The organism is Escherichia sp. E1130, assembly GCF_005781065.1.
Classification (GTDB): Bacteria; Pseudomonadota; Gammaproteobacteria; order Enterobacterales; family Enterobacteriaceae; genus Escherichia.
This window is the reverse complement of record NZ_VATL01000008.1, coordinates 72,798-95,162: the sequence shown is the minus strand read 5'-3', so window position 1 is coordinate 95,162 and position 22,365 is coordinate 72,798. Positions and strand designations below refer to the sequence as shown.

21 protein-coding genes, 4 tRNA genes and 1 other RNA gene are annotated in these 22,365 nt (G+C 52.2%); 11 read left to right on the top strand and 15 right to left on the bottom strand.

Translation table 11 applies throughout. The features are described from left to right. Positions 1-60 precede the first annotated feature (60 nt). From pbp4b to murQ, 3 genes are read right to left on the bottom strand one after another with little or no spacing between them, the layout of a single operon-like run. Positions 61-1,365, bottom strand: a complete 1,305-nt coding sequence (gene pbp4b, locus FEK66_RS08560) for a penicillin binding protein PBP4B (RefSeq protein WP_135407494.1) — start codon at positions 1,363-1,365, stop codon at positions 61-63. Positions 1,366-1,367: 2 nt separating this feature from the next. Continuing rightward, positions 1,368-2,792, bottom strand: coding sequence for a PTS N-acetylmuramic acid transporter subunit IIBC (gene murP / locus FEK66_RS08555; protein ID WP_135494817.1), 1,425 nt, complete (start codon positions 2,790-2,792; stop codon positions 1,368-1,370). Between the two features lie 3 nt (positions 2,793-2,795). Continuing rightward, positions 2,796-3,692 carry an N-acetylmuramic acid 6-phosphate etherase gene (gene murQ / locus FEK66_RS08550; RefSeq protein WP_130207386.1) on the bottom strand — a complete coding sequence of 299 codons (897 nt, stop codon included), beginning with the start codon at positions 3,690-3,692 and terminating at the stop codon, positions 2,796-2,798. Positions 3,693-3,863: 171 nt separating this feature from the next. Here murQ and murR point away from each other — a divergent pair, with 171 nt between their 5' ends. The 7 genes from murR (at position 3,864) to cysM (ending at position 10,668) form a co-directional block, all read left to right on the top strand. Further along, a complete protein-coding gene (gene murR, locus FEK66_RS08545; protein ID WP_131162080.1) occupies positions 3,864-4,721 on the top strand; it encodes an HTH-type transcriptional regulator MurR in 858 nt (285 codons plus the stop codon). 128 nt (positions 4,722-4,849) lie between these two features. Further along, complete coding sequence (gene ucpA / locus FEK66_RS08540) at positions 4,850-5,641, top strand: SDR family oxidoreductase UcpA (RefSeq protein WP_000517431.1); 792 nt, start codon at positions 4,850-4,852, stop codon at positions 5,639-5,641. Positions 5,642-5,811: 170 nt separating this feature from the next. Beyond that, the gene (cysP, locus tag FEK66_RS08535) at positions 5,812-6,828 is read left to right on the top strand and encodes a thiosulfate/sulfate ABC transporter substrate-binding protein CysP (RefSeq protein ID WP_000290223.1); all 1,017 of its coding nucleotides are present in this window, start codon (positions 5,812-5,814) and stop codon (positions 6,826-6,828) included. Further along, a complete protein-coding gene (cysT, locus tag FEK66_RS08530; protein WP_000458420.1) occupies positions 6,828-7,661 on the top strand; it encodes a sulfate/thiosulfate ABC transporter permease CysT in 834 nt (277 codons plus the stop codon). The genes cysP and cysT overlap by 1 nt, the downstream gene beginning before the upstream one ends. Beyond that, positions 7,661-8,536, top strand: coding sequence for a sulfate/thiosulfate ABC transporter permease CysW (cysW, locus tag FEK66_RS08525; protein ID WP_000852695.1), 876 nt, complete (start codon positions 7,661-7,663; stop codon positions 8,534-8,536). The genes cysT and cysW overlap by 1 nt, the downstream gene beginning before the upstream one ends. Next, complete coding sequence (gene cysA / locus FEK66_RS08520; protein WP_135494813.1) at positions 8,526-9,623, top strand: sulfate/thiosulfate ABC transporter ATP-binding protein CysA; 1,098 nt, start codon at positions 8,526-8,528, stop codon at positions 9,621-9,623. Before cysW ends, cysA begins: the two co-directional genes overlap by 11 nt. A gap of 133 nt (positions 9,624-9,756) precedes the next feature. Further along, positions 9,757-10,668: a cysteine synthase B gene (cysM, locus tag FEK66_RS08515; protein WP_135407487.1), complete on the top strand. Its 912-nt coding sequence runs from the start codon at positions 9,757-9,759 to the stop codon at positions 10,666-10,668. Positions 10,669-10,670: 2 nt separating this feature from the next. Here cysM and FEK66_RS08510 read toward each other — a convergent pair whose 3' ends face one another. Next, positions 10,671-11,039: a YfeK family protein gene (locus FEK66_RS08510; protein WP_135494811.1), complete on the bottom strand. Its 369-nt coding sequence runs from the start codon at positions 11,037-11,039 to the stop codon at positions 10,671-10,673. Positions 11,040-11,142: 103 nt separating this feature from the next. Here FEK66_RS08510 and pdxK point away from each other — a divergent pair, with 103 nt between their 5' ends. Further along, a complete protein-coding gene (gene pdxK / locus FEK66_RS08505) occupies positions 11,143-11,994 on the top strand; it encodes a pyridoxine/pyridoxal/pyridoxamine kinase (RefSeq protein WP_130257428.1) in 852 nt (283 codons plus the stop codon). 41 nt (positions 11,995-12,035) lie between these two features. Here the strand turns inward: pdxK and crr are convergent, their stop codons facing one another. From crr to cysZ, 5 genes are all read right to left on the bottom strand, one after another. Beyond that, on the bottom strand, positions 12,036-12,545 hold the full coding sequence (gene crr, locus FEK66_RS08500; protein ID WP_000522247.1) for a PTS glucose transporter subunit IIA: 510 nt from the start codon (positions 12,543-12,545) through the stop codon (positions 12,036-12,038). 40 nt (positions 12,546-12,585) lie between these two features. Beyond that, a complete protein-coding gene (ptsI, locus tag FEK66_RS08495) occupies positions 12,586-14,313 on the bottom strand; it encodes a phosphoenolpyruvate-protein phosphotransferase PtsI (RefSeq protein ID WP_000623129.1) in 1,728 nt (575 codons plus the stop codon). Between the two features lie 44 nt (positions 14,314-14,357). Further along, on the bottom strand, positions 14,358-14,615 hold the full coding sequence (ptsH, locus tag FEK66_RS08490) for a phosphocarrier protein Hpr (protein WP_000487600.1): 258 nt from the start codon (positions 14,613-14,615) through the stop codon (positions 14,358-14,360). A 382-nt stretch (positions 14,616-14,997) separates the two neighbouring features. After that, positions 14,998-15,969 (bottom strand): cysteine synthase A, encoded by a 972-nt coding sequence (cysK, locus tag FEK66_RS08485; RefSeq protein WP_000034402.1) that lies wholly within the window; start codon positions 15,967-15,969, stop codon positions 14,998-15,000. A gap of 184 nt (positions 15,970-16,153) precedes the next feature. Beyond that, entirely contained in the window at positions 16,154-16,915 is a 762-nt protein-coding gene (gene cysZ, locus FEK66_RS08480) for a sulfate transporter CysZ (RefSeq protein WP_135494809.1), read from the bottom strand. 229 nt (positions 16,916-17,144) lie between these two features. Between cysZ and zipA the strand changes: the two genes are divergently transcribed. The 3 genes from zipA to FEK66_RS08465 all read left to right on the top strand — a co-directional run bounded on the left by zipA (position 17,145) and on the right by FEK66_RS08465 (position 20,431). Then, the gene (gene zipA / locus FEK66_RS08475) at positions 17,145-18,125 is read left to right on the top strand and encodes a cell division protein ZipA (protein WP_130260672.1); all 981 of its coding nucleotides are present in this window, start codon (positions 17,145-17,147) and stop codon (positions 18,123-18,125) included. Positions 18,126-18,195: 70 nt separating this feature from the next. Further along, positions 18,196-20,211 (top strand): NAD-dependent DNA ligase LigA, encoded by a 2,016-nt coding sequence (ligA, locus tag FEK66_RS08470; protein WP_135494807.1) that lies wholly within the window; start codon positions 18,196-18,198, stop codon positions 20,209-20,211. 1 nt (position 20,212) lies between these two features. After that, on the top strand, positions 20,213-20,431 hold the full coding sequence (locus FEK66_RS08465) for a DUF3820 family protein (protein ID WP_111948453.1): 219 nt from the start codon (positions 20,213-20,215) through the stop codon (positions 20,429-20,431). Here the strand turns inward: FEK66_RS08465 and FEK66_RS08460 are convergent. From FEK66_RS08460 to FEK66_RS08435, 6 genes are all read right to left on the bottom strand, one after another. Beyond that, complete coding sequence (locus FEK66_RS08460; RefSeq protein WP_130207366.1) at positions 20,428-21,426, bottom strand: bile acid:sodium symporter family protein; 999 nt, start codon at positions 21,424-21,426, stop codon at positions 20,428-20,430. The genes FEK66_RS08465 and FEK66_RS08460 overlap by 4 nt on opposite strands. Positions 21,427-21,777: 351 nt before the next feature. Next, positions 21,778-21,903, bottom strand: a non-coding RNA gene (locus tag FEK66_RS08455) — RtT sRNA. Between the two features lie 30 nt (positions 21,904-21,933). Beyond that, positions 21,934-22,009 (bottom strand) — tRNA-Lys (locus tag FEK66_RS08450). Positions 22,010-22,013: 4 nt separating this feature from the next. Next, positions 22,014-22,089: transfer RNA gene (locus tag FEK66_RS08445), tRNA-Val, on the bottom strand. Between the two features lie 46 nt (positions 22,090-22,135). After that, a tRNA-Val gene (locus tag FEK66_RS08440) sits at positions 22,136-22,211 on the bottom strand. A 44-nt stretch (positions 22,212-22,255) separates the two neighbouring features. Further along, positions 22,256-22,331, bottom strand: a tRNA-Val gene (locus tag FEK66_RS08435). Positions 22,332-22,365 lie beyond the last annotated feature (34 nt).

Genomic DNA, 22,365 nt, shown 5'->3' with positions numbered 1-22,365 from the left:
CAGTATTGCGTTTGTCAGCAGTCTCAGGCCAGCCAGTAACAAAACTGACTGGCCTTTTTATTACTTCTGCTTTAACGCCGCGTACACCTGATCAACTACCCAACCATAAGTTGCAATCGGTAACTGACCGCTTTCGAACATATTGGGATTTTTTTGTGGATCGGCAACTGGCGAATGGGGCTTGTTGCTTAACATCACAATCGCCATATGATTGACCGGATCGATAACGGTTACCGTCCCTGTCCAGCCAGTGTGACCGTAGGTTTGCGGGCTTGCCAGCGTGCCAAACGTCGGCGTCATGGTGGCATTACCATTCACGCGCCAGCCAAGGCCAAAAGTGGCGTCCTCCTTTGAGCTGGTGGTGAACATCTTCACCGTTTCCGCACTGAACAGCTTCACATCACCATAGCCACCGCCGTTCAGCATCGTTTGCATTAACACCGCAATATCGCCGGTATTGGAAAACAAACCTGCGTGTCCGGAAACGCCGCCCATCGAATAGAACGCTTTTTCATCGTGCACCTGACCCCAGATAGTGGAGGTGCGGATATTCGGAAAGTGGATCACGCCATCGCGGGTATTGCCGTTCAGTTCCGTCGCGGCAATTTGCTGCGGTTTAAAGCCTTTCAGCAGCGGGTTAAATACCGTATGTGTCAGGCCGAGCGGGCGATAAATCGACTCTTCAACATAGCGGTCAAGCGGCTGACCGGTAACCGACTCGACGATAAATCCAAGCAGCATATAATCGACATCGCTGTAGATATGTTTGCTGCCGGGCTGATATTCCAGCGGCGTGCGCTTGATCATCTCCAGCGTCTGGCCTTTATCCTGCGAATATAACGCGCCAGCGACCGCTTTATTCGGATATTGTGGGTCCGCTGGGAAACCGCCGCTGTGATGCAGCAGATCAGAAATCCGCAACGTGTTTTTGCCTTTGATGGTGTCATTTGGACTGTCGGCAAACCCTGGAATATATTTCGCAATCAGATCGTCAGGATGCAGTTTGCCTTCGCTCATCAGCTTTTGCAGAGCGAAGTTAGTGGCGTACATTTTGGTATTTGAGGCCAGGTCATACAGCGTCTCGGTGGTGGCTTTTACAGGCTGCGCCATCAACACGCTGCCATCGTACTTTTTCGCCATCCCCCAGGCTTTGCGATACACAATCTGATTATCTTTAATAATCAGTAGGTTTACGCCGGGATAACCGGCATCAACTTGCTGGTTAATCCAGCGATCCATCTGGTTAAGCCGTTCGACATTAAACCCTGCTTTCTCTGGCGAACTTTCTGTCAGAACAGGGTATTTTGCGGCGCTGACGCTACAGCTGACAGCCAGCAGAGAAAGATAGAGCATTGTCCGTTTCATAATCAGTCCAGATTGACGTTACGGCAGCCAAAGAACGTGGTGAAAATAAACCCACTAACCCATGCCACCAGAATCCCACCTGCATATACCGCCATTGCCGGAAGGATACCTTGAGCGGAAGCCATCAGCGGTAGTGCCACCAGGCCAGACGGTCCGAAGGCGCTGTTTAAGCCCATTGGCAGACCCCACCAGGCTATCAGCCCGATAAACAAACCGCCCGCCGCGCCGCCTAAACAGGCGGTAACAAACGGCTTCATGCGGGGCAGGGTGACGCCGTAAATCAACGGTTCACCAACGCCCAGCAGGCCGGGAATAATCGCCCCGCGTACCTGACTGCGTAATGCGCTATGCGGTTGCGCCCGCCAGTAGAGCGCCAACGCCGCGCCCACCTGGCCCGCGCCCGCCATCGAAAGGATGGGAAATAAGCTGTTGAACCCCTGACTGTCCATTAAAGCCAGATAAACAGGAATGAAGCCCTGATGCACGCCAAACACCACGGCGATCAGGAACAGCCCGGCTAAAACCGCACAACCGAGCGGATTACTATTCAGGTGCATAAACAGCCACGACATACCTTCGAATAACCAGCCGCCCAGCGGCATAATGATCAAGTACGCAAGCGTAGCGGTGATCAACAGAGTGATTAACGAGGTCAGCAGCATGTCGAGATCGTCCGGCATAAAGCGGCGCACCATGCCTTCAATGCGGGCGCAGGCCCAGGCGGCAATCAACACGCCGATAATATTGCCGCGCGGATCGATGGGCAGACCGAAGAAATCGTGAAATCCGGCGTAGTAACCAGTGGTGGCAGCAGGGTTATAACCGAGCAAAAAGAGCGCGGCAATAATTGCGCCATTGACGCCCGTGCCGCCGAACGCCTGGGCCGCGTTATAGCCCACCAGAATTACCAGGAAGGTGAACAAGCCTTTGCTGAACACCTTCATAAAATTCAGCGCGTCGGGCAGCGTTCCCTGAGCATCTGCCGGAACGTGCATCACCGTGGCGATTAGCGTCGCTATCCCCAGCAACAGACCCGCAGCAATAAAACCGGGGATCAGCGGTGTAAAGATGGTGGCGAATTTGGCGAGAAATTGTTGCACGCCGGAAGTTTGTCTGGCTTTTAACTGGCGTTTATTCTGGGCGGCGATCTCCGCGGCATCCTGCACGGGTGCTTCGCCCAGCAACTCGCTCATGGCTTTTGCGGCACGATGCGCTTTGCCCGGCCCAAAGACCACTTGCACCTGATCGCTGGTCAAAATGACGCCCTTTACACCTTCCAGGGTTTTGATATCGGGATCAACCAGTGAACTGTCATGTACACCCAGACGCAGACGCGTCATACAGTTACCACAGCTGGCGATGTTTCCCGGGCCACCGACCCGGGTAAGAATGGTGTTCAGAAGTTCACTGCTGATCTCTTTAGCCATGGGTTATTCCTTTTCCAGAGCTTTGCGAATAAAGCCGCCATGTTGATCCAGGCGTTTTTTAGCTTCTGCGGCATCGAGATTTTTCAGCACCATCACAATAGCCGTTTTACAGTGGCGGTCGCAGGCAACCAATGCCGCTTCCGCTTGCTCAGCGCTACATCCGGTGGCGTTTTTGACGATATTGACCTGGCGTACATGCAGTTTTTCATTGGTGGCGACCACATCGACCATCAGGTTACCGAACACTTTGCCTGACTTAATCATCAGACCGGTGGAGAGCATATTGAGCACCAGTTTCTGCGCCGTGCCAGCTTTCATTCGCGAAGAACCCGTGACCACTTCGGCCCCAACAATCGGCGTAATAGCAAACTCTGCGGTAGTTGAAACGGCGCTCCCCGGATTACAGGAAATTCCCACTGTGCGGCAACCGAGCTGGCGGGCGTATTCCAGTCCGGCAATCACATACGGCGTACGACCGCTGGCGGCAATACCAACCACCACATCCTGTGCCGTTAAATTAATACTTTTCAGATCGTTAACGCCGCCTTCCCGGCTATCTTCCGCGCCTTCCACCGCGTGCTGAATGGCATATTCGCCCCCAGCAATCAAACCAACCACCAGGCCCGGTTTCACGCCGTAGGTGGGAGGGCACTCGCTGGCATCAAGAATACCCAGACGACCAGAAGTCCCCGCACCGATGTAAATCAGACGGCCGCCGCCGCTCACCTGGGCGTGAATAACATCGATCGCCGCTGCGATATCTGGCAGTACGCGCTCAACGGCGAGTGGTACGGTTTTATCTTCATCGTTGATAATCCGGCACATTTCCAGCGTCGAAACGCGGTCAATTTCAGCCGAGGCGGCATTCGAGCCTTCTGTAATCATCTTTTCAAGTTGCATCAGTGGTGACCTTAGTATTCACAATCAAATAATTGCATATTGATGGAATCATATATCTCAATTTGCTAGTTTTAAAGGAATCATTGAGTCTGAAATCACAGAGTGTGAAGAGCGTCAAAGGGCAAAATCCGTGTGCTATGCTGCGCGCAGGATGTGGTGAGGGAGTGGAAGATGTTGTACCTGACAAAATTACGCAATGCAGAAAGTGACTTTACTGAAAATGAGCAAAAGATAGCCGACTTTCTGCAGGCCAGGGTGAGCGAACTGAAATCTGTTTCTTCACGAAATATGGCGAAACAGCTCGGTATTAGCCAGTCGAGTATTGTGAAGTTCGCTCAGAAACTCGGCGCGCAAGGGTTTACTGAATTGCGTATGGCGTTAATTGGCGAATACAGTGCCAGCCGGGAGAAAACGAATGCCACGGCACTGCACCTGCACAGTTCGATTACCAGTGATGATTCGCTGGAAGTGATCGCGCGCAAACTGAATCGCGAAAAAGAGCTAGCGCTGGAGCAAACCTGCGCGTTGCTCGATTACGCGCGGCTGCAAAAAATCATTGATGTCATCAGTAAAGCGCCATTTATTCAGATAACGGGCCTGGGCGGATCGGCGCTGGTGGGGCGCGATCTGTCGTTCAAACTGATGAAAATTGGCTATCGCGTGGCCTGCGAAGCCGACACGCACGTACAAGCCACCGTTTCCCAGGCGTTAAAAAAAGGCGATGTACAAATCGCTATCTCTTACAGCGGCAGTAAAAAAGAGATTGTCTTGTGCGCAGAAGCGGCACGAAAGCAGGGGGCAACGGTGATTGCCATTACTTCTCTGACTGACTCTCCGCTGCGGCGGCTGGCGCATTTCACGCTCGATACCGTTTCCGGCGAAACCGAATGGCGTAGCTCGTCGATGTCTACCCGCACGGCGCAAAATTCTGTTACCGATTTACTGTTTGTTGGCCTGGTGCAACTCAATGATGTGGAGTCATTGAAAATGATTGAGCGCAGCAGTGAGCTAACACAACGCCTGAAATGATGCATAAAGCAGCGACTGGATTGAGATTTTCCTGAATTAGTGAGCTGATACGCAGCAATATTTTGTTTATCCTGTATTTTCAGAGGGAATGGAGTGTAACGCTCTGTATTAACAAGGAGAGCATTAAAATGGGTAAACTCACGGGCAAGACAGCACTGATTACAGGCGCATTGCAGGGAATTGGCGAAGGAATTGCCAGAACTTTTGCACGTCATGGCGCGAATCTAATCTTGCTGGATATCTCCCCTGAGATCGAAAAGCTGGCGGACGAACTGTGTGGTCGTGGTCATCGCTGTACGGCGGTTGTCGCCGATGTGCGAGACCCGGCGTCGGTAGCTGCTGCTATCAAGCGCGCGAAGGAAAAAGAAGGGCGCATTGATATCCTGGTGAATAACGCAGGCGTTTGTCGCCTGGGCAGTTTCCTCGATATGAGCGATGACGATCGCGATTTCCATATTGATATCAATATTAAAGGCGTATGGAACGTCACAAAGGCGGTGCTGCCGGAGATGATTGCCCGCAAAGATGGCCGCATTGTGATGATGTCTTCGGTCACTGGCGATATGGTGGCCGATCCTGGCGAAACGGCGTATGCCTTAACGAAAGCGGCGATTGTTGGCCTGACTAAATCGCTGGCGGTGGAGTACGCGCAGTCTGGTATTCGCGTAAATGCGATTTGTCCGGGCTACGTGCGCACGCCAATGGCGGAAAGTATTGCCCGTCAGTCGAACCCGGAAGATCCAGAATCGGTGTTGACTGAAATGGCAAAAGCAATCCCGATGCGTCGCCTCGCCGATCCGCTGGAAGTCGGCGAACTGGCAGCCTTCCTCGCATCGGATGAATCCAGCTATTTAACCGGTACACAGAATGTGATTGATGGCGGCAGCACACTGCCGGAGACGGTAAGCGTCGGTATCTGATTTCCTTCTGTTTCCTCCCTGCATTCGTGGGGAGGATTTCGTTTTGAACCCGGTTCTTATTCCCTTTTCAACTTCCAAATCACCAAACGGTATATAAAACCGTTACTCCTTTCATGCCCGTTATAAATATGATGGCTATTAGAAAGTCATTAAATATATAAGGGTGCGCAATGGCCGTTAACTTACTGAAAAAGAACTCACTCGCGCTGGTCGCTTCTCTGCTGCTGGCAGGCCATGTACAGGCAACGGAATTGCTCAATAGTTCTTATGACGTCTCCCGCGAGCTGTTTGCTGCCCTGAATCCGCCGTTTGAGCAACAATGGGCAAAAGATAACGGCGGCGACAAACTGACGATAAAACAATCTCATGCCGGGTCATCAAAACAGGCGCTGGCGATTTTGCAGGGCTTAAAAGCAGACGTTGTCACTTATAACCAGGTGACCGACGTACAAATCCTGCATGACAAAGGCAAGCTGATCCCGGCGGACTGGCAGTCGCGCCTGCCGAATAACAGTTCGCCGTTTTACTCCACCATGGGCTTCCTGGTGCGCAAGGGTAACCCGAAGAATATCCACGACTGGAACGATCTGGTGCGCTCCGACGTGAAGCTGATTTTCCCGAATCCGAAAACCTCCGGTAACGCGCGTTACACCTATCTTGCGGCATGGGGTGCGGCGGATAAAGCCGACGGTGGCGATAAAGCCAAAACCGAACAGTTTATGACCCAGTTCCTGAAAAACGTTGAAGTGTTCGATACCGGCGGTCGTGGTGCGACCACCACTTTTGCCGAGCGCGGCCTGGGCGACGTACTGATTAGCTTTGAATCGGAAGTGAACAATATCCGCAAACAGTACGAAGCGCAGGGCTTTGAAGTCGTTATTCCGAAAACCAACATTCTGGCGGAATTTCCGGTGGCATGGGTCGATAAAAACGTGCAGGCCAACGGCACAGAAAAAGCTGCCAAAGCCTACCTGAACTGGCTCTATAGCCCGCAGGCGCAGACCATCATCACCGACTATTACTACCGCGTAAATAATCCGGAAGTCATGGACAAACTGAAAGATAAATTCCCGCAGACCGAGCTGTTCCGCGTGGAAGACAAATTTGGCTCCTGGCCGGAAGTGATGAAAACTCACTTCACCAGCGGCGGCGAGTTAGACAAGCTGTTAGCGGCGGGGCGTAACTGATGTTTGCAGTTTCATCAAGACGCGTGCTGCCGGGCTTTACCTTAAGCCTTGGCACCAGTCTGCTGTTTGTGTGCCTGATTTTGCTGCTGCCGCTCTCCGCGCTGGTGATGCAGCTTTCTGAGATGAGCTGGGCGCAGTACTGGGAAGTGATCACCAACCCGCAGGTGGTCGCGGCCTACAAAGTGACGCTGCTGTCGGCGTTTGTGGCTTCGATTTTTAACGGCGTTTTCGGCCTGCTGATGGCGTGGATTTTAACCCGTTATCGCTTCCCTGGCCGCACGCTGCTTGATGCACTGATGGATTTACCCTTTGCGCTGCCAACGGCGGTGGCCGGTTTGACGCTGGCCTCGCTCTTTTCTGTGAACGGTTTTTACGGTGAATGGCTGGCGAAGTTTGATATCAAAGTCACCTACACCTGGCTGGGGATTGCGGTAGCGATGGCCTTTACCAGCATTCCGTTTGTGGTGCGTACCGTGCAGCCGGTGCTGGAAGAGTTAGGCCCGGAATATGAAGAAGCGGCAGAAACGCTCGGCGCAACGCGCTGGCAGAGTTTCTGTAAAGTGGTGCTGCCGGAGCTTTCTCCGGCGCTGGTGGCGGGCGTGGCGCTGTCGTTTACCCGTAGCCTCGGTGAGTTTGGCGCGGTAATTTTTATCGCCGGGAACATCGCCTGGAAGACGGAAGTGACGTCGCTGATGATTTTCGTTCGCTTACAGGAGTTTGATTACCCGGCGGCGAGCGCGATTGCCTCGGTGATCCTCGCGGCATCCCTCCTGCTGTTGTTCTCAATTAACACTCTGCAAAGTCGCTTTGGTCGGCGTGTGGTAGGTCATTAATGGCGGAAGTTACCCAATTGAAGCGTTATGACGCGCGCCCGATTAACTGGGGCAAATGGTTTCTGATTGGCACCGGGATGCTGGTTTCGGCGTTCATCCTGCTGGTGCCGATGATTTACATCTTCGTACAGGCATTCAGCAAAGGGTTGATGCCGGTTTTACAGAATCTGGCCGATCCAGACATGCTGCACGCCATCTGGCTGACGGTAATGATTGCGCTGATTGCCGTGCCGGTGAACCTGGTGTTCGGCATCCTGCTGGCCTGGCTGGTGACACGTTTTGATTTTCCTGGGCGTCAGTTGCTGCTGACGCTGCTGGATATCCCGTTTGCCGTCTCTCCGGTGGTCGCAGGCCTGGTGTATCTGCTGTTCTACGGCTCTAACGGCCCGCTGGGCGGCTGGCTGGATGAACATAATCTGCAAATTATGTTCTCCTGGCCGGGAATGGTGCTGGTCACCATCTTCGTGACGTGTCCGTTTGTGGTGCGCGAGCTGGTGCCGGTGATGTTAAGCCAGGGCAGCCAGGAAGACGAAGCGGCGATTTTGCTTGGCGCGTCTGGCTGGCAGATGTTCCGCCGCGTCACATTGCCGAATATTCGCTGGGCGCTGCTTTATGGCGTGGTGCTGACCAACGCCCGCGCGATTGGCGAGTTTGGCGCGGTATCTGTGGTTTCCGGCTCGATTCGCGGCGAAACCCTGTCGCTGCCGTTACAGATTGAATTGCTGGAGCAGGACTACAACACCGTCGGCTCCTTTACCGCCGCCGCGTTGTTGACGCTGATGGCGATTATCACCCTGTTTTTAAAGAGTATGTTGCAGTGGCGCCTGGAAAATCAGGAAAAACGCGCGCAGCAGGAGGAACATCATGAGCATTGAGATTGCCAATATTAAGAAGTCTTTTGGTCGCACCCAGGTGCTGAACGATATCTCACTGGATATTCCTTCTGGTCAGATGGTCGCGTTGCTGGGGCCGTCCGGTTCCGGAAAAACCACGCTGCTGCGCATTATTGCCGGGCTGGAGCATCAAACCAGCGGGCATATTCGCTTCCACGGCACCGACGTCAGCCGCCTGCACGCGCGCGACCGTAAAGTCGGTTTCGTCTTCCAGCATTACGCGTTGTTTCGCCATATGACGGTATTCGACAATATCGCTTTTGGCCTGACGGTGCTGCCGCGTCGCGAGCGCCCGAATGCGGCGGCGATCAAAGCGAAAGTGACAAAATTGCTGGAAATGGTGCAGCTTGCCCATCTGGCGGATCGTTATCCGGCGCAGCTTTCCGGCGGGCAGAAACAGCGTGTGGCACTGGCGCGTGCGCTGGCTGTGGAACCGCAAATTCTGCTGCTCGATGAACCGTTTGGCGCGCTGGATGCGCAGGTGCGTAAAGAGCTGCGTCGCTGGCTGCGTCAACTGCATGAAGAACTGAAATTCACCAGCGTGTTCGTTACCCACGACCAGGAAGAAGCGATGGAAGTCGCCAACCGCGTGGTGGTGATGAGCCAGGGCAATATCGAACAGGCCGATGAACCGGATCAGGTCTGGCGCGAACCGGCGACCCGTTTTGTGCTCGAATTTATGGGCGAAGTGAACCGCCTGCGTGGCACCATTCGCGGTGGGCAGTTCCACGTTGGCGCACATCGCTGGCCGCTGGGCTACACGCCTGCGTATCAGGGGCCAGTGGATCTCTTCCTGCGCCCGTGGGAAGTGGATATCAGCCGCCGCACCAGCCTTGAATCGCCACTGCCGGTCCAGGTGCTGGAAGCCAGCCCGAAAGGTCACTACACCCAATTAGTGGTGCAGCCGCTGGGGTGGTACAACGAACCGCTGACGGTCGTGATGCATGGCGACGATGCCCCGCAGCGTGGCGAGCGTTTATTCGTTGGTCTGCAACATGCGCGGCTGTATAACGGCGACGAGCGTATCGAAACCCGAGATGAGGAACTTGCTCTCGCACAAAGCGCCTGATAGGTTGAGTGAATGTTAAACGCCCGGAGGCGCTTCCCGCGATCCGGGCTTTTTAATGGCAAGGTTTGTAACCTGTAGGCCTGATAAGACGCGCAAGCGTCGCATCAGGCAACACCACGTATGGATAGAGATCGTGAGTACATTAGAACAAACAATAGGCAATACGCCTCTGGTGAAGTTGCAGCGAATGGGGCCGAATAACGGCAGTGAAGTGTGGTTAAAACTGGAAGGCAATAACCCGGCAGGTTCGGTAAAAGATCGTGCCGCGCTATCGATGATTGTCGAGGCGGAAAAGCGCGGAGAAATCAAACCGGGTGATGTCCTGATTGAAGCCACCAGTGGCAATACTGGCATTGCGCTGGCGATGATTGCCGCGCTAAAAGGCTATCGCATGAAATTGCTGATGCCGGACAACATGAGTCAGGAACGCCGTGCGGCGATGTTGGCTTACGGCGCGGAACTGATTCTGGTTACCAAAGAACAGGGCATGGAAGGAGCGCGCGATCTGGCGCTTGAAATGGCAAATCGTGGTGAAGGCAAGCTGCTCGATCAGTTCAATAATCCCGATAACCCTTATGCGCATTACACCACCACCGGGCCGGAAATCTGGCAGCAAACTGGCGGTCGCATTACCCATTTTGTCTCCAGCATGGGGACGACCGGCACCATTACCGGCGTGTCACGCTTTATGCGTGAGCAATCCAAACCGGTGACCATTGTCGGCCTGCAGCCGGAAGAGGGCAGCAGTATTCCCGGCATTCGCCGCTGGCCTGCGGAATATCTGCCTGGCATCTTTAACGCTTCGCTGGTGGATGAGGTGCTGGATATTCATCAGCGCGATGCGGAAAACACCATGCGCGAACTGGCGGTGCGGGAAGGGATTTTCTGCGGCGTAAGCTCTGGCGGTGCGGTTGCTGGCGCGATACGCGTGGCAAAAGCTAACCCTGGCGCGGTGGTGGTGGCGATCATCTGCGATCGCGGCGATCGCTACCTTTCCACCGGGGTATTCGGGGAAGAGCACTTTAGCCAGGGGGCGGGGATCTAAGATTATTGCGCAGGCACTGTTTTATCCGTCTGCGCAATCAGTGCATGTAAAAAAGGTTGCGCATTTTCATCGCTCTTACCGGGCATCTTCACGATGTAAGGCTTCCCGGTAATCGATGATGACGAGGCAACCTTATCAATAAATTGTTCGGCAGTGTCAATGCGGTTTCGGGTGTTGCCCAGCTTCAGGCGCAGGTGGGAAACTGCTTCATCGCAGGTATGTTCATCACCGTTGCGCACAAATATCAAATCCTTTTTCTGTGCTAATCCCTCCATCATGGCGTTGATGCGGGCTTCTTCGTGGGCAGTTAACTTCGCGTAAGCGGGGAGTGTCATTAGCAGCGTAATGACCAGACAAATGATTTTCTTCACTGAATTACCATATCCTTGTTTTGTGATAGCCGATTTGACTGCCAAAATCAGGTAAAGTTTCGGTTGGGATGCGATGAGGATCATCGGCAAGGAGAAAAATTAAATGAGTAGTTTGTTGTTGTTTAACGATAAGAGCAGAGCGTTGCAGGCGGATATTGTCGCTGTGCAGTCGCAGGTGGTGTATGGCAGCGTAGGCAACAGCATTGCCGTGCCTGCTATTAAACAGAACGGCCTGAATGTCTTTGCCGTGCCGACCGTGTTGCTCAGCAATACGCCACATTATGATACGTTCTACGGTGGTGCGATTCCGGACGAATGGTTTAGCGGATATTTACGCGCACTACAGGAGCGTGATGCGCTGCGCCAGCTGCGCGCTGTCACCACCGGTTATATGGGAACCGCGTCGCAAATCAAAATACTTGCCGAGTGGCTGACTGTATTACGAGAAAACCATCCTGACTTATTGATTATGGTCGATCCGGTCATTGGCGATATTGATAGCGGTATCTACGTCAAACCTGATCTTCCGGAGGCGTATCGGCAATATTTGTTGCCACTGGCGCAGGGAATTACGCCAAATATCTTTGAGCTGGAAATCCTGACCGGTAAAAACTGCCGCGATCTCGACAGCGCCATTGCCGCAGCAAAAAGTTTGCTTTCAGACACATTAAAATGGGTGGTTATTACCAGCGCCTCTGGTAACGAAGAAAATCAGGAGATGCAGGTGGTAGTGGTCAGTGCCGACAGCGTGAATGTCATTTCCCATTCTCGGGTAAAGACGGACCTTAAAGGAACAGGCGATCTGTTTTGCGCCCAGCTCATCAGTGGCTTGTTGAAAGGTAAGGAATTAACTGACGCGGTACATAGCGCAGGCTTACGCGTACTGGAGGTGATGCGCTACACCCAGCAACATGAGAGCGATGAATTGATTTTGCCGCCGTTGGCGGAAGCATAAAAAATGGCGCCGATTGGCGCCATTTTTCACTGCGGCAAGAATTACTTCTTGATGCGAATAACCGGGGTTTCGCCCACAGTCACGCTACCGGACAGTTTGATCAGTTCTTTGATTTCGTCCATGTTGGAGATAACAACCGGAGTCAGGGTAGACTTGGCTTTCTCTTCCAGCAGCGGGAGATCGAATTCAATCACAGTATCGCCAACTTTCACGCGCTGACCTTCTTCAGCAATACGCTTGAAGCCTTCGCCTTTCAGTTCAACAGTGTCGATACCGAAGTGAACGAACAACTCAACGCCGCTATCAGATTCGATGGAGAACGCGTGGTTGGTTTCAAAGATTTTACCAATGGTGCCGTCAACCGGAGCGACCATTTTGTTACCAGTTGGTTTGATAGCAATACCATCACCAACGATTTTTTCCGCAAAAACGACATCCGGCACGTCTTCGATATTGACGATCTCGCCAGAGAGCGGAGCAATGATCTCAATAGTTCCAGTATCCTTCTTGTCGTCGGAAACCAGAGATTTCAGTTTATCGAACAAACCCATGATCTTCTCCTAAGCAGTAAATTGGGCCGCATCTCGTGGATTAGCAGATTGTTTTTTCTTCAATGAACTTGTTAACCAGCGTCATTAACTCGTCCGTTGTCGGTTGAGCAAGAGCCTGCTCTGCTAACACCTTCGCATCTTCGAAGTTCGTGTTACGGATAATCTTCTTAATGCGCGGGATAGAAATGGCGCTCATAGAGAATTCGTCCAGACCCATCCCCAGCAACAGAAGTGTAGCACGTTCATCGCCAGCAAGCTCACCACACATACCTGTCCATTTGCCTTCAGCATGAGAAGCATCAATAACTTGCTTGATCAAGTTCAGCACGGACGGTGACATTGGCTGGTAAAGGTGTGAAATCATATCATTACCACGGTCAACTGCCAGAGTGTACTGCGTTAAATCATTGGTGCCGATACTAAAGAAATCAACTTCTTTGGCTAAATGACGCGCAATTGTCGCGGCAGCCGGTGTTTCCACCATTACGCCAATTTCAATTGACTCGTCAAACGCTTTACCTTCGTCGCGCAGTTCCTGTTTGTAGATTTCGATCTCTTTGCGCAGTGCACGCACTTCTTCAACAGAGATGATCATCGGGAACATGATGCGCAATTTACCGAAAGCAGAGGCACGCAGGATAGCGCGAAGCTGATCGCGCAGGATCTCTTTACGATCCATCGCGATACGGATAGCACGCCAGCCGAGGAACGGGTTCTCTTCTTTCGGGAAGTTCATGTACGGCAGCTCTTTATCGCCGCCAATGTCCATGGTACGAACAATAACTGCCTGTGAGCCACACGCTTCAGCCACCGCTTTGTAAGCAGCAAACTGTTCTTCTTCGGTTGGCAGCGCGTCGCGGTCCATGAACAGGAATTCGGTACGATACAGACCAACGCCTTCAGCGCCGTTACGCTCTGCACCTTCAACGTCACGAACAGTACCGATGTTAGCGCACACTTCGACCTGGTGACCGTCCAGCGTAATTGCTGGCAGATCTTTCAGTTTAGCAAGCTCTGCTTTTTCAGAAGCAACTTGCTCCTGAACGGCGCGCAGTTTATCAATAACTTCATTGGTTGGATTGACGTAAACTTGATTGTTTACGGCATCCAGAATCAGATAGTCGTCGTTTTTCACCTGAGAGGTGACGCTACCGGTACCCACGATGGCTGGCAGTTCCAGAGAACGCGCCATGATAGAGGTGTGGGAAGTCCGGCCACCCGCGTCGGTGATGAAACCCAGCACCTTCTTCAGGTTTAGCTGTGCGGTTTCAGACGGCGTCAGGTCAGCGGCAACCAGGATTACTTCATCCTGAATGGCGCTCAGGTCGATGATCTTCAGCCCAAGGATGTTGCGCAGCAGGCGCTTACCGATATCACGTACGTCGGCCGCACGCTCTTTCAGGTATTCGTCATCCAGTTCTTCCAGGGCAGAAGCCTGACCTTCGATAACTTCATGAGCAGCTGCATCAGCGGTCATGTGCTTATCTTTAATCAGGGCTATGATTTCCTGCTCCAGCTCCTCATCTTCGAGCAACATAATATGCCCTTCGAAGATGGCTTCTTTTTCTTCACCGAACGTTTCACCAGCTTTCGTTTTGATCGTTTCCAGCTGGGCAGATGCCTTGGCACGACCGCTCAGAAAACGTTCAACTTCCTGATCAACCTGGTCGGCAGAAATTTTTTTCCGGTCAATGACGATTTCGTCTTCTTTCAAAAGCAGAGCTTTACCGAAAGCGATACCCGGGGATGCTAAAATGCCTGAAATCATAACCCTACCTTACTTGTGACTGATTTTTAAAAGAACCCGGGAAATTACTCGAGTTCCGCCATCAGTTTAACCAGATGTTCAACCGCTTTTTGCTCGTCTTCGCCTTCTGCAGAGATAGTCACAACGGTGCCTTGAGTCAGGCCCAGAGTCTGCAGTTTGAACAGGCTTTTGGCGCTGGCGCTTTTGCCGTTAGAAGTCACAGTAATTTCAGAAGTGAAGCCCTTAGCTTCTTTTACAAACTGGGCAGCAGGGCGGGTGTGCAGACCGTTCGGAGCGGTAATGGTAACTTCTTGCTGGAACATTGTATTTCCCCAACTTATAGGTTTAGTGTTGTGGAACTAAAGTCTAGCCTGGCGGTTCGACTTTAGCCTGTATTGTTAGCGCCAGTTTTAACAGACGCGACGCACGAAGTGCTCTATACAGTCCATTGCTGGCGGATGTTGGCCGCTGACGTTTCGTTCATCATTAAACATTATGCCGCTAAAGGAAGACTTGAACCAAATCATAAAATCGATTCAGCTAAGGCTTTTCCTGTAACGATTAATTTCGCGCATCAAAATAATTAGTCAGGTTAAATACCAGTTCCGACAAGTTGAATCAATGCCAGGAGGGGTGAAAGTTTGAAGCAGGCCACAAAAAAGCACCTGAAAAGGTGCTTTTTTACGCATTTCTAACAAGCTGGCATTACTGTTGCAATTCTTTCTCGGTAAAGAGATCGGCAAACAGTGCAGTGCTTAAATAACGCTCACCCGATGATGGAAGAATAACCACAATATTCTTATTGGTAAAGCTTTCATCTTCTTGTAGTTTCAACGCCGCAGCAACAGCCGCGCCAGAAGAGATCCCGGCAAGAATGCCTTCTTCTTCCATCAGGCGACGCGCAGTAGAGATGGCTTCTTCATTGGTGATGCCAATAACTTTGTCGACCAGTTTGAGATCAAGGTTAGCTGGGATAAAGCCAGCACCGATGCCCTGGATTTTATGCGGCCCGGGTTTGATTTCTTCACCTGCCAGCGCCTGGGCGATAACGGGAGAGTCGGTTGGTTCTACGGCAACAGAGATGAGGTCAGTCTTGCCTTTGGTGCCTTTAATGTAGCGGCTGACGCCGGTCAGCGTACCGCCAGTGCCGACACCAGCAATAAACACATCGACCTGACCGTCAGTATCTTCCCAGATCTCCGGGCCGGTGGTTTTTTCATGAATTTCCGGGTTTGCCGGATTGCTGAATTGTTGCAGCAGCAAGTATTTTTCTGGATTGCTGGCAACAATTTCCTCCGCTTTTTGAATCGCACCTTTCATGCCTTTAGCACCTTCGGTCAGCACCAGATTTGCACCTAACGCTTTGAGCAGCTTGCGGCGTTCAATACTCATGGTTTCCGGCATGGTCAGAGTGAGTTTATAACCGCGAGCGGCAGCCACATACGCCAGTGCAATCCCGGTATTGCCGCTGGTTGGCTCCACCAACTCAACGCCCGGCTTCAGTACGCCGCGCTTTTCGGCATCCCAAATCATATTGGCACCGATACGGCACTTAACGCTGAAGCTGGGGTTTCGGGATTCCACCTTCGCCAGAATACGTCCGTTACCGATGCGATTCAGGCGAACCAGCGGTGTGTGACCGATAGTCAGCGAGTTATCTTCAAAAATCTTACTCATGGCCTGTCCTTAACTGTATGAAATTGGGATACAACAGGTAGCATACCCGCTCAGAGAATATGCGGAAGTAAGGATTTAGCATATCTATATGCAGAAGGGAAATAATGGCTCGCAAGATGGAATAAGGGGCGGCATAAGCCACCCCTGTTCCACACATAATGTTTACAAAATAATCGGTAAATTGTTACCGCCATAATGCATGTTTAGCGCGGTAGCAATCGACCCACATCGCCGTAGCGCCACAAACGGCCACCGGCATGATGAACAGGTTGAGTACCGGGATCATCGTGAACAAGCTGGTTAAAGCACCAAACTGCATATTAGTGATTTTGCGCGTGCGCAGGGCAGTGCGCATCTCTTTGAATGGCACTTTGTGGTTATCGAACGGATAGTCGCAGTACTGGATGGCTAACATCCAGGCGCTGAACAGGAACCACAGCACCGGTGCAACGGTTTGCCCAATGCCAGGGATGAAGTAAAGGATCAGCAATACAATCGCGCGCGGCAGATACCAGGCAAACTTTTGCCATTCACGTTTCATAATCCGCGGCACATCTTTCATGATGCCGAAAATACCGGTATCCGGTGGCGTAGCGCCAGTCAGTCTTGCTTCCAGTTGTTCAGCCAACAAACCGTTAAATGGTGCGGCAATCCAGTTGGCGATGGTGGAGAAAAAATAGCCAAAAACCAGTAGCACGGAGATAACCGCTACAGGCCACAGCAAATAGCTCAACCATTGCAGCCAGTCAGGTACGTGACTCATTAACGACGGGATCCAAACATCCAGCTGGCTAAAGAGCCACCAGAACGCGCCTCCCATCAACAAGATATTGATCAACAGCGGTAAGATGACAAAACGGCGAATCCCAGGTTGCGAGACGAGCTTCCAGCCTTGCGCAAAATAGTAAAAACCGCTGCGTGAGGCAGATGTGAATGTTGAAGCCATAATCAGGATATGCTCCTTTTGACCAATCCCAGGAAAGTTCTGCGTATTTTACCGGGTATTTGCGCAATGGACAGTTAGGATATGTTCGAAAAACCAGCAAAAAGCACGATTTCATCTATCTTTGTGCTGTGAAAGTTAATAGTGCACTTGCACTTGAGGTAATCGACAAATACTCTTAGTGAGTAAATGTTTGCCGTGGTGGCAAGGTGTTAGAACAACAGAGAATATAATGATGCAGGATTTGCGTCTGATATTAATCATTGTTGGCGCGATCGCCATAATCGCTTTACTGGTACATGGTTTCTGGACCAGCCGTAAAGAACGATCTTCTATGTTTCGCGATCGGCCACTAAAACGAATGAAGTCAAAACGTGACGACGATTCTTATGACGAGGATGTCGAAGATGATGAGGGCGTTGGTGAGGTTCGTGTTCACCGCGTAAATCATGCCCCGGCTAACGCCCAGGAGCATGAGGCTGCTCGTCCGTCGCCGCAACACCAGTACCAACCGCCTTATGCGTCTGCGCAACCGCGTCAACCGGTTCAGCAGCCGCCTGAAGCGCAGGTACCGCCGCAACATGCTCCGCATTCAGCGCAGCCTGTTCAGCAACCGCAGCCAGTGCAACAACCGCAGCCAGTACAGCAGCCGGCTTACCCGCCGCAGCCTGAACAGCCGGTTGTTTCGCAGGTGCCTCCAGCTCCGCAGCCTACTTTCCAGACCGCGGAACCTGTAGCGGCACCACAGCCTGAACCTGTAGCTGAACCAGCGCCTGTGATGGATAAGCCGAAGCGCAAAGAAGCGGTGATCATCATGAACGTCGCGGCGCATCACGGTAGCGAGCTAAACGGTGAACTGCTTCTTAATAGCATTCAACAGGCGGGCTTTATCTTTGGCGATATGAATATTTATCATCGCCATCTTAGCCCGGATGGCAGCGGCCCTGCGTTATTCAGCCTGGCGAATATGGTGAAACCGGGAACCTTTGATCCTGAAATGAAGGATTTCACAACGCCGGGTGTCACTATCTTCATGCAGGTGCCGTCTTACGGTGATGAACTGCAAAACTTCAAGCTGATGCTGCAATCCGCGCAGCATATTGCCGATGAAGTAGGTGGCGTAGTGCTTGACGATCAGCGCCGTATGATGACTCCGCAGAAACTGCGCGAGTATCAGGACATCATCCGCGAAGTCAAAGACGCCAACGCCTGATACACTTAAGGCAAATTAACTTCTTTTCGAACCCCCGCTTGTCGGGGGTTTTTAGCATTGATGGTGCGATATGGAATCAATCGAACAACAACTGACAGAACTGCGAACGACGCTTCGCCACCATGAATATCTTTATCATGTGATGGATGCGCCGGAAATCCCCGACGCTGAATACGACAGGCTGATGCGCGAGTTGCGTGAGCTGGAAGCCAAACACCCAGAGCTGATTACCCCTGATTCACCTACCCAACGTGTAGGTGCTGCGCCGCTGGCAGCCTTTAGCCAGATCCGTCATGAAGTACCAATGCTGTCGCTGGATAACGTATTTGATGAAGAGAGTTTTCTCGCCTTCAACAAACGCGTACAGGATCGTCTGAAAAGCAACGAAAAAGTGACCTGGTGCTGCGAGTTAAAGCTCGATGGGCTTGCCGTCAGCATTCTGTATGAGAATGGTGTACTGGTAAGCGCGGCAACCCGTGGCGATGGCACTACTGGGGAAGACATCACGTCTAACGTGCGTACCATTCGCGCCATTCCGCTGAAACTGCATGGTGAGAATATTCCAGCACGTCTGGAAGTGCGTGGTGAAGTGTTCCTGCCGCAGGCGGGCTTTGAGAAGATTAACGAAGAGGCGCGACGCACGGGCGGAAAAGTGTTTGCTAACCCACGTAATGCGGCGGCAGGTTCTCTGCGCCAGCTTGATCCGCGTATTACTGCGAAGCGACCGCTTACTTTCTTCTGCTATGGCGTTGGCGTACTGGAAGGTGGCGAGTTGCCGGACACTCATCTGGGCCGCTTAATGCAGTTTAAAGCGTGGGGATTACCAGTCAGCGATCGGGTAACGCTTTGCGAATCAGCAGAAGACGTGTTGGCGTTTTACCACAAAGTGGAAGAAGACCGCCCGACGCTGGGCTTTGATATTGACGGTGTAGTCATTAAGGTCAACTCGCTGGCGCAGCAGGAGCAACTTGGCTTTGTTTCCCGCGCCCCGCGCTGGGCTGTTGCGTTTAAATTCCCTGCGCAGGAACAAATGACTTTTGTGCGCGATGTAGAGTTTCAGGTTGGGCGTACAGGTGCGATTACGCCCGTTGCGCGTCTGGAACCAGTCCATGTTGCAGGCGTGCTGGTGAGCAACGCCACACTACATAATGCCGACGAAATTGAACGTCTCGGTTTACGCATTGGCGATAAAGTGGTGATTCGCCGCGCAGGTGACGTGATCCCACAAGTGGTTAACGTCGTGCTTTCTGAACGCCCGGAAGATACCCGTGAGGTTGTATTCCCGACGCATTGTCCGGTATGTGGTTCTGACGTGGAACGTGTGGAAGGCGAAGCGGTGGCCCGCTGTACTGGTGGCCTGATTTGCGGTGCTCAACGTAAAGAATCGCTGAAACACTTTGTTTCCCGTCGTGCGATGGACGTTGATGGCATGGGTGACAAAATTATCGATCAGCTGGTTGAAAAAGAATACGTTCACACTCCGGCGGACCTGTTCAAACTCACCGCAGGCAAACTTACCGGGCTGGAGCGAATGGGGCCGAAATCGGCACAAAATGTGGTTAACGCGCTGGAAAAAGCGAAAGAAACCACCTTTGCCCGCTTCCTCTATGCCCTTGGCATCCGTGAAGTCGGTGAGGCTACCGCAGCCGGTCTGGCGGCATATTTTGGCACGCTGGAAGCGCTGGAATCAGCCTCGATTGAAGAGCTGCAAAAAGTGCCAGACGTCGGGATCGTGGTGGCATCTCATGTTCACAACTTCTTTGCCGAAGAAAGCAACCGCAATGTCATCAGCGAGCTGTTGGCGGAAGGCGTTCACTGGCCTGCGCCGGTGGTGATTAACGCGGAAGAGATCGACAGCCCGTTTGCCGGTAAAACCGTGGTGCTCACCGGTAGCTTAAGTCAGATGTCGCGTGATGACGCTAAAGCTCGCTTGATCGAACTGGGCGCGAAAGTGGCGGGCAGCGTGTCGAAGAAAACCGATCTGGTGATTGCCGGAGAAGCTGCAGGCTCTAAACTGGCGAAGGCGCAGGAACTGGGTATTGAAGTCATCGACGAAGCTGAAATGCTGCGTTTGCTGGGGAGCTGAGGTGGAGAAAGAGCAGCTGATTGAAATTGCCAATACGGTGATGCCGTTTGGCAAGTACAAAGGACGTCGCTTAATTGACCTGCCGGAAGAGTATCTGCTGTGGTTTGCCCGCAAAGATGAGTTTCCGGCAGGCAAACTTGGTGAGTTAATGCAAATCACGTTGCTGATTAAAACCGAGGGGCTGACGCAACTGGTCCAGCCCCTGAAACGTCCGCTTTAAACTTTTCCGGCGCTGCTTTCCTGCTGCGCCTGCAGTTGCTCGGTCTGGCGCTTATAACGACGCGCCAGTACCGCGCAAACCATCAGTTGGATCTGATGGAAAATCATCAACGGCAGTACCATCATACCGATCACCGATGTGGGGAACAGAATGTTCGCCATCGGAATACCATTCGCCAGACTCTTTTTCGAGCCACAGAAGACGATAGTGATTTCATCCGCCTTATTGAAACCCAGTCGACGCGCCATAAAGACGTTAATCACAATCACAATAGCCAGCAATACGCAGCTAACTACCACAATAAACAGCAGCGAACCCCAACCGACTTTGTGCCAGATGCCGTTAACGACGGCTTCGCTGAATGCCGTATAAACGACCAAAAGAATGGATGTCTGGTCGGTTTTTGCTATCCACTTTTTATTGCGTGCTACCCAGTTACCAATCCACGGGCGAGAAAGATGTCCCAGCACGAACGGCAGCAGTAGTTGCAACATAATCTTACCGACCTGTTCCAGACTGCCTTCTGCTCCGTGGATATTCATTACCAGACCGACCAGCAACGGCGAAAGGAAAATCCCCAGCAGGCTGGATGCCGACGCAGAACAAACCGCCGCCGCGACATTACCGCCCGCCATTGAAGTAAAGGCGATTGCAGACTGCACGGTAGCCGGGAGAATGCACAAATAGAGAAAACCGGAATAGAGCATCGGATCGACATTTACCGGTTTCCACCAGGCAAACAGTACGCCCAGAATCGGAAACAGTACGAAGGTGCTGCACATTACCCACAAATGCAATCGCCAGTGACTACCGCCAGCAATTATCGCCTCACGCGACAGCTTCGCACCGTGCATAAAGAACAACAGGGCAATAGCTGCCGTGGTCAGATTTTCAAAGAAGGGGACAAAACCGCCTCTGGCCGGAAAGAAAGAAGCCAGCAATACCACCGTGATCAGGGTTAAAGTGAAAGGATCGAGGATACGAAAAAGTTTCATAAAGACTCCAGATGACCGATGCTTTCATTGTGCGTTGTTCTGATTGATAAATAAAACTGAATTGCTTATCAATTTGTGCGTGGTAATGGGAAGTCAGGGGGAGCTTCGCCTGGTTGACAAATAGGGGCTGTTAACTGAGGAAACTATGTGACAGCCGAAAAAATCACAGAAGGTTATTACTACTGATGTACATAGCAGTTTTAGCGTGGTCAGCGCTGGTTTTAGAACGGGTATTTTATTGAATAAAGAATGTTACACGGAGTTCGCTGCGCTCAACTCGAACCTGCTGCAGGTTCGAATCTTTGAGTATCGCAGATAGCAAAAAGGCGCCTTTAGGGCGCCTTTTTACATTGGTGGGTCGTGCAGGATGACTCGCTTCGCTCGCCCTTCGGGCCGTCGCCGCAAGCGGCTCCGTTGTTTCGCTGCGCTCAACCCGAACCTGTTGCAGGTTCGAATCTTTGAGTATCGCAGATAGCAAAAAGGCGCCTTTAGGGCGCCTTTTTACATTGGTGGGTCGTGCAGGATTCGAACCTGCGACCAATTGATTAAAAGTCAACTGCTCTACCAACTGAGCTAACGACCCGAAGTGGTGGGTGATGACGGGATCGAACCGCCGACCCCCTCCTTGTAAGGGAGGTGCTCTCCCAGCTGAGCTAATCACCCACTTCGGTACTTCACATTTTTACAAGAAATTTAGCTGGCGAGAAAGTGGTGGGTGATGACGGGATCGAACCGCCGACCCCCTCCTTGTAAGGGAGGTGCTCTCCCAGCTGAGCTAATCACCCACTTCTCAATTTCTTGCTACACGGCGGAGACTACATAAAGTAGTTGGTGGGTGATGACGGGATCGAACCGCCGACCCCCTCCTTGTAAGGGAGGTGCTCTCCCAGCTGAGCTAATCACCCCCGCTGTGTGGAGTCGCATTATAGGGAGAGTTGG

Excerpts from the sequence above, each read along its gene's own strand:
- pbp4b (WP_135407494.1), bottom strand. The coding sequence starts at position 1,365 with ATGAAACGGACAATGCTCTATCTTTCTCTGCTGGCTGTCAGCTGTAGC.
- murP (WP_135494817.1), bottom strand. The coding sequence starts at position 2,792 with ATGGCTAAAGAGATCAGCAGTGAACTTCTGAACACCATTCTTACCCGG.
- murQ (WP_130207386.1), bottom strand. The coding sequence starts at position 3,692 with ATGCAACTTGAAAAGATGATTACAGAAGGCTCGAATGCCGCCTCGGCT.
- murR (WP_131162080.1), top strand. The coding sequence starts at position 3,864 with ATGTTGTACCTGACAAAATTACGCAATGCAGAAAGTGACTTTACTGAA.
- ucpA (WP_000517431.1), top strand. The coding sequence starts at position 4,850 with ATGGGTAAACTCACGGGCAAGACAGCACTGATTACAGGCGCATTGCAG.
- cysP (WP_000290223.1), top strand. The coding sequence starts at position 5,812 with ATGGCCGTTAACTTACTGAAAAAGAACTCACTCGCGCTGGTCGCTTCT.
- cysT (WP_000458420.1), top strand. The coding sequence starts at position 6,828 with ATGTTTGCAGTTTCATCAAGACGCGTGCTGCCGGGCTTTACCTTAAGC.
- cysW (WP_000852695.1), top strand. The coding sequence starts at position 7,661 with ATGGCGGAAGTTACCCAATTGAAGCGTTATGACGCGCGCCCGATTAAC.
- cysA (WP_135494813.1), top strand. The coding sequence starts at position 8,526 with ATGAGCATTGAGATTGCCAATATTAAGAAGTCTTTTGGTCGCACCCAG.
- pdxK (WP_130257428.1), top strand. The coding sequence starts at position 11,143 with ATGAGTAGTTTGTTGTTGTTTAACGATAAGAGCAGAGCGTTGCAGGCG.
- crr (WP_000522247.1), bottom strand. The coding sequence starts at position 12,545 with ATGGGTTTGTTCGATAAACTGAAATCTCTGGTTTCCGACGACAAGAAG.
- ptsI (WP_000623129.1), bottom strand. The coding sequence starts at position 14,313 with ATGATTTCAGGCATTTTAGCATCCCCGGGTATCGCTTTCGGTAAAGCT.
- ptsH (WP_000487600.1), bottom strand. The coding sequence starts at position 14,615 with ATGTTCCAGCAAGAAGTTACCATTACCGCTCCGAACGGTCTGCACACC.
- cysK (WP_000034402.1), bottom strand. The coding sequence starts at position 15,969 with ATGAGTAAGATTTTTGAAGATAACTCGCTGACTATCGGTCACACACCG.
- cysZ (WP_135494809.1), bottom strand. The coding sequence starts at position 16,915 with ATGGCTTCAACATTCACATCTGCCTCACGCAGCGGTTTTTACTATTTT.
- zipA (WP_130260672.1), top strand. The coding sequence starts at position 17,145 with ATGATGCAGGATTTGCGTCTGATATTAATCATTGTTGGCGCGATCGCC.
- ligA (WP_135494807.1), top strand. The coding sequence starts at position 18,196 with ATGGAATCAATCGAACAACAACTGACAGAACTGCGAACGACGCTTCGC.
- FEK66_RS08460 (WP_130207366.1), bottom strand. The coding sequence starts at position 21,426 with ATGAAACTTTTTCGTATCCTCGATCCTTTCACTTTAACCCTGATCACG.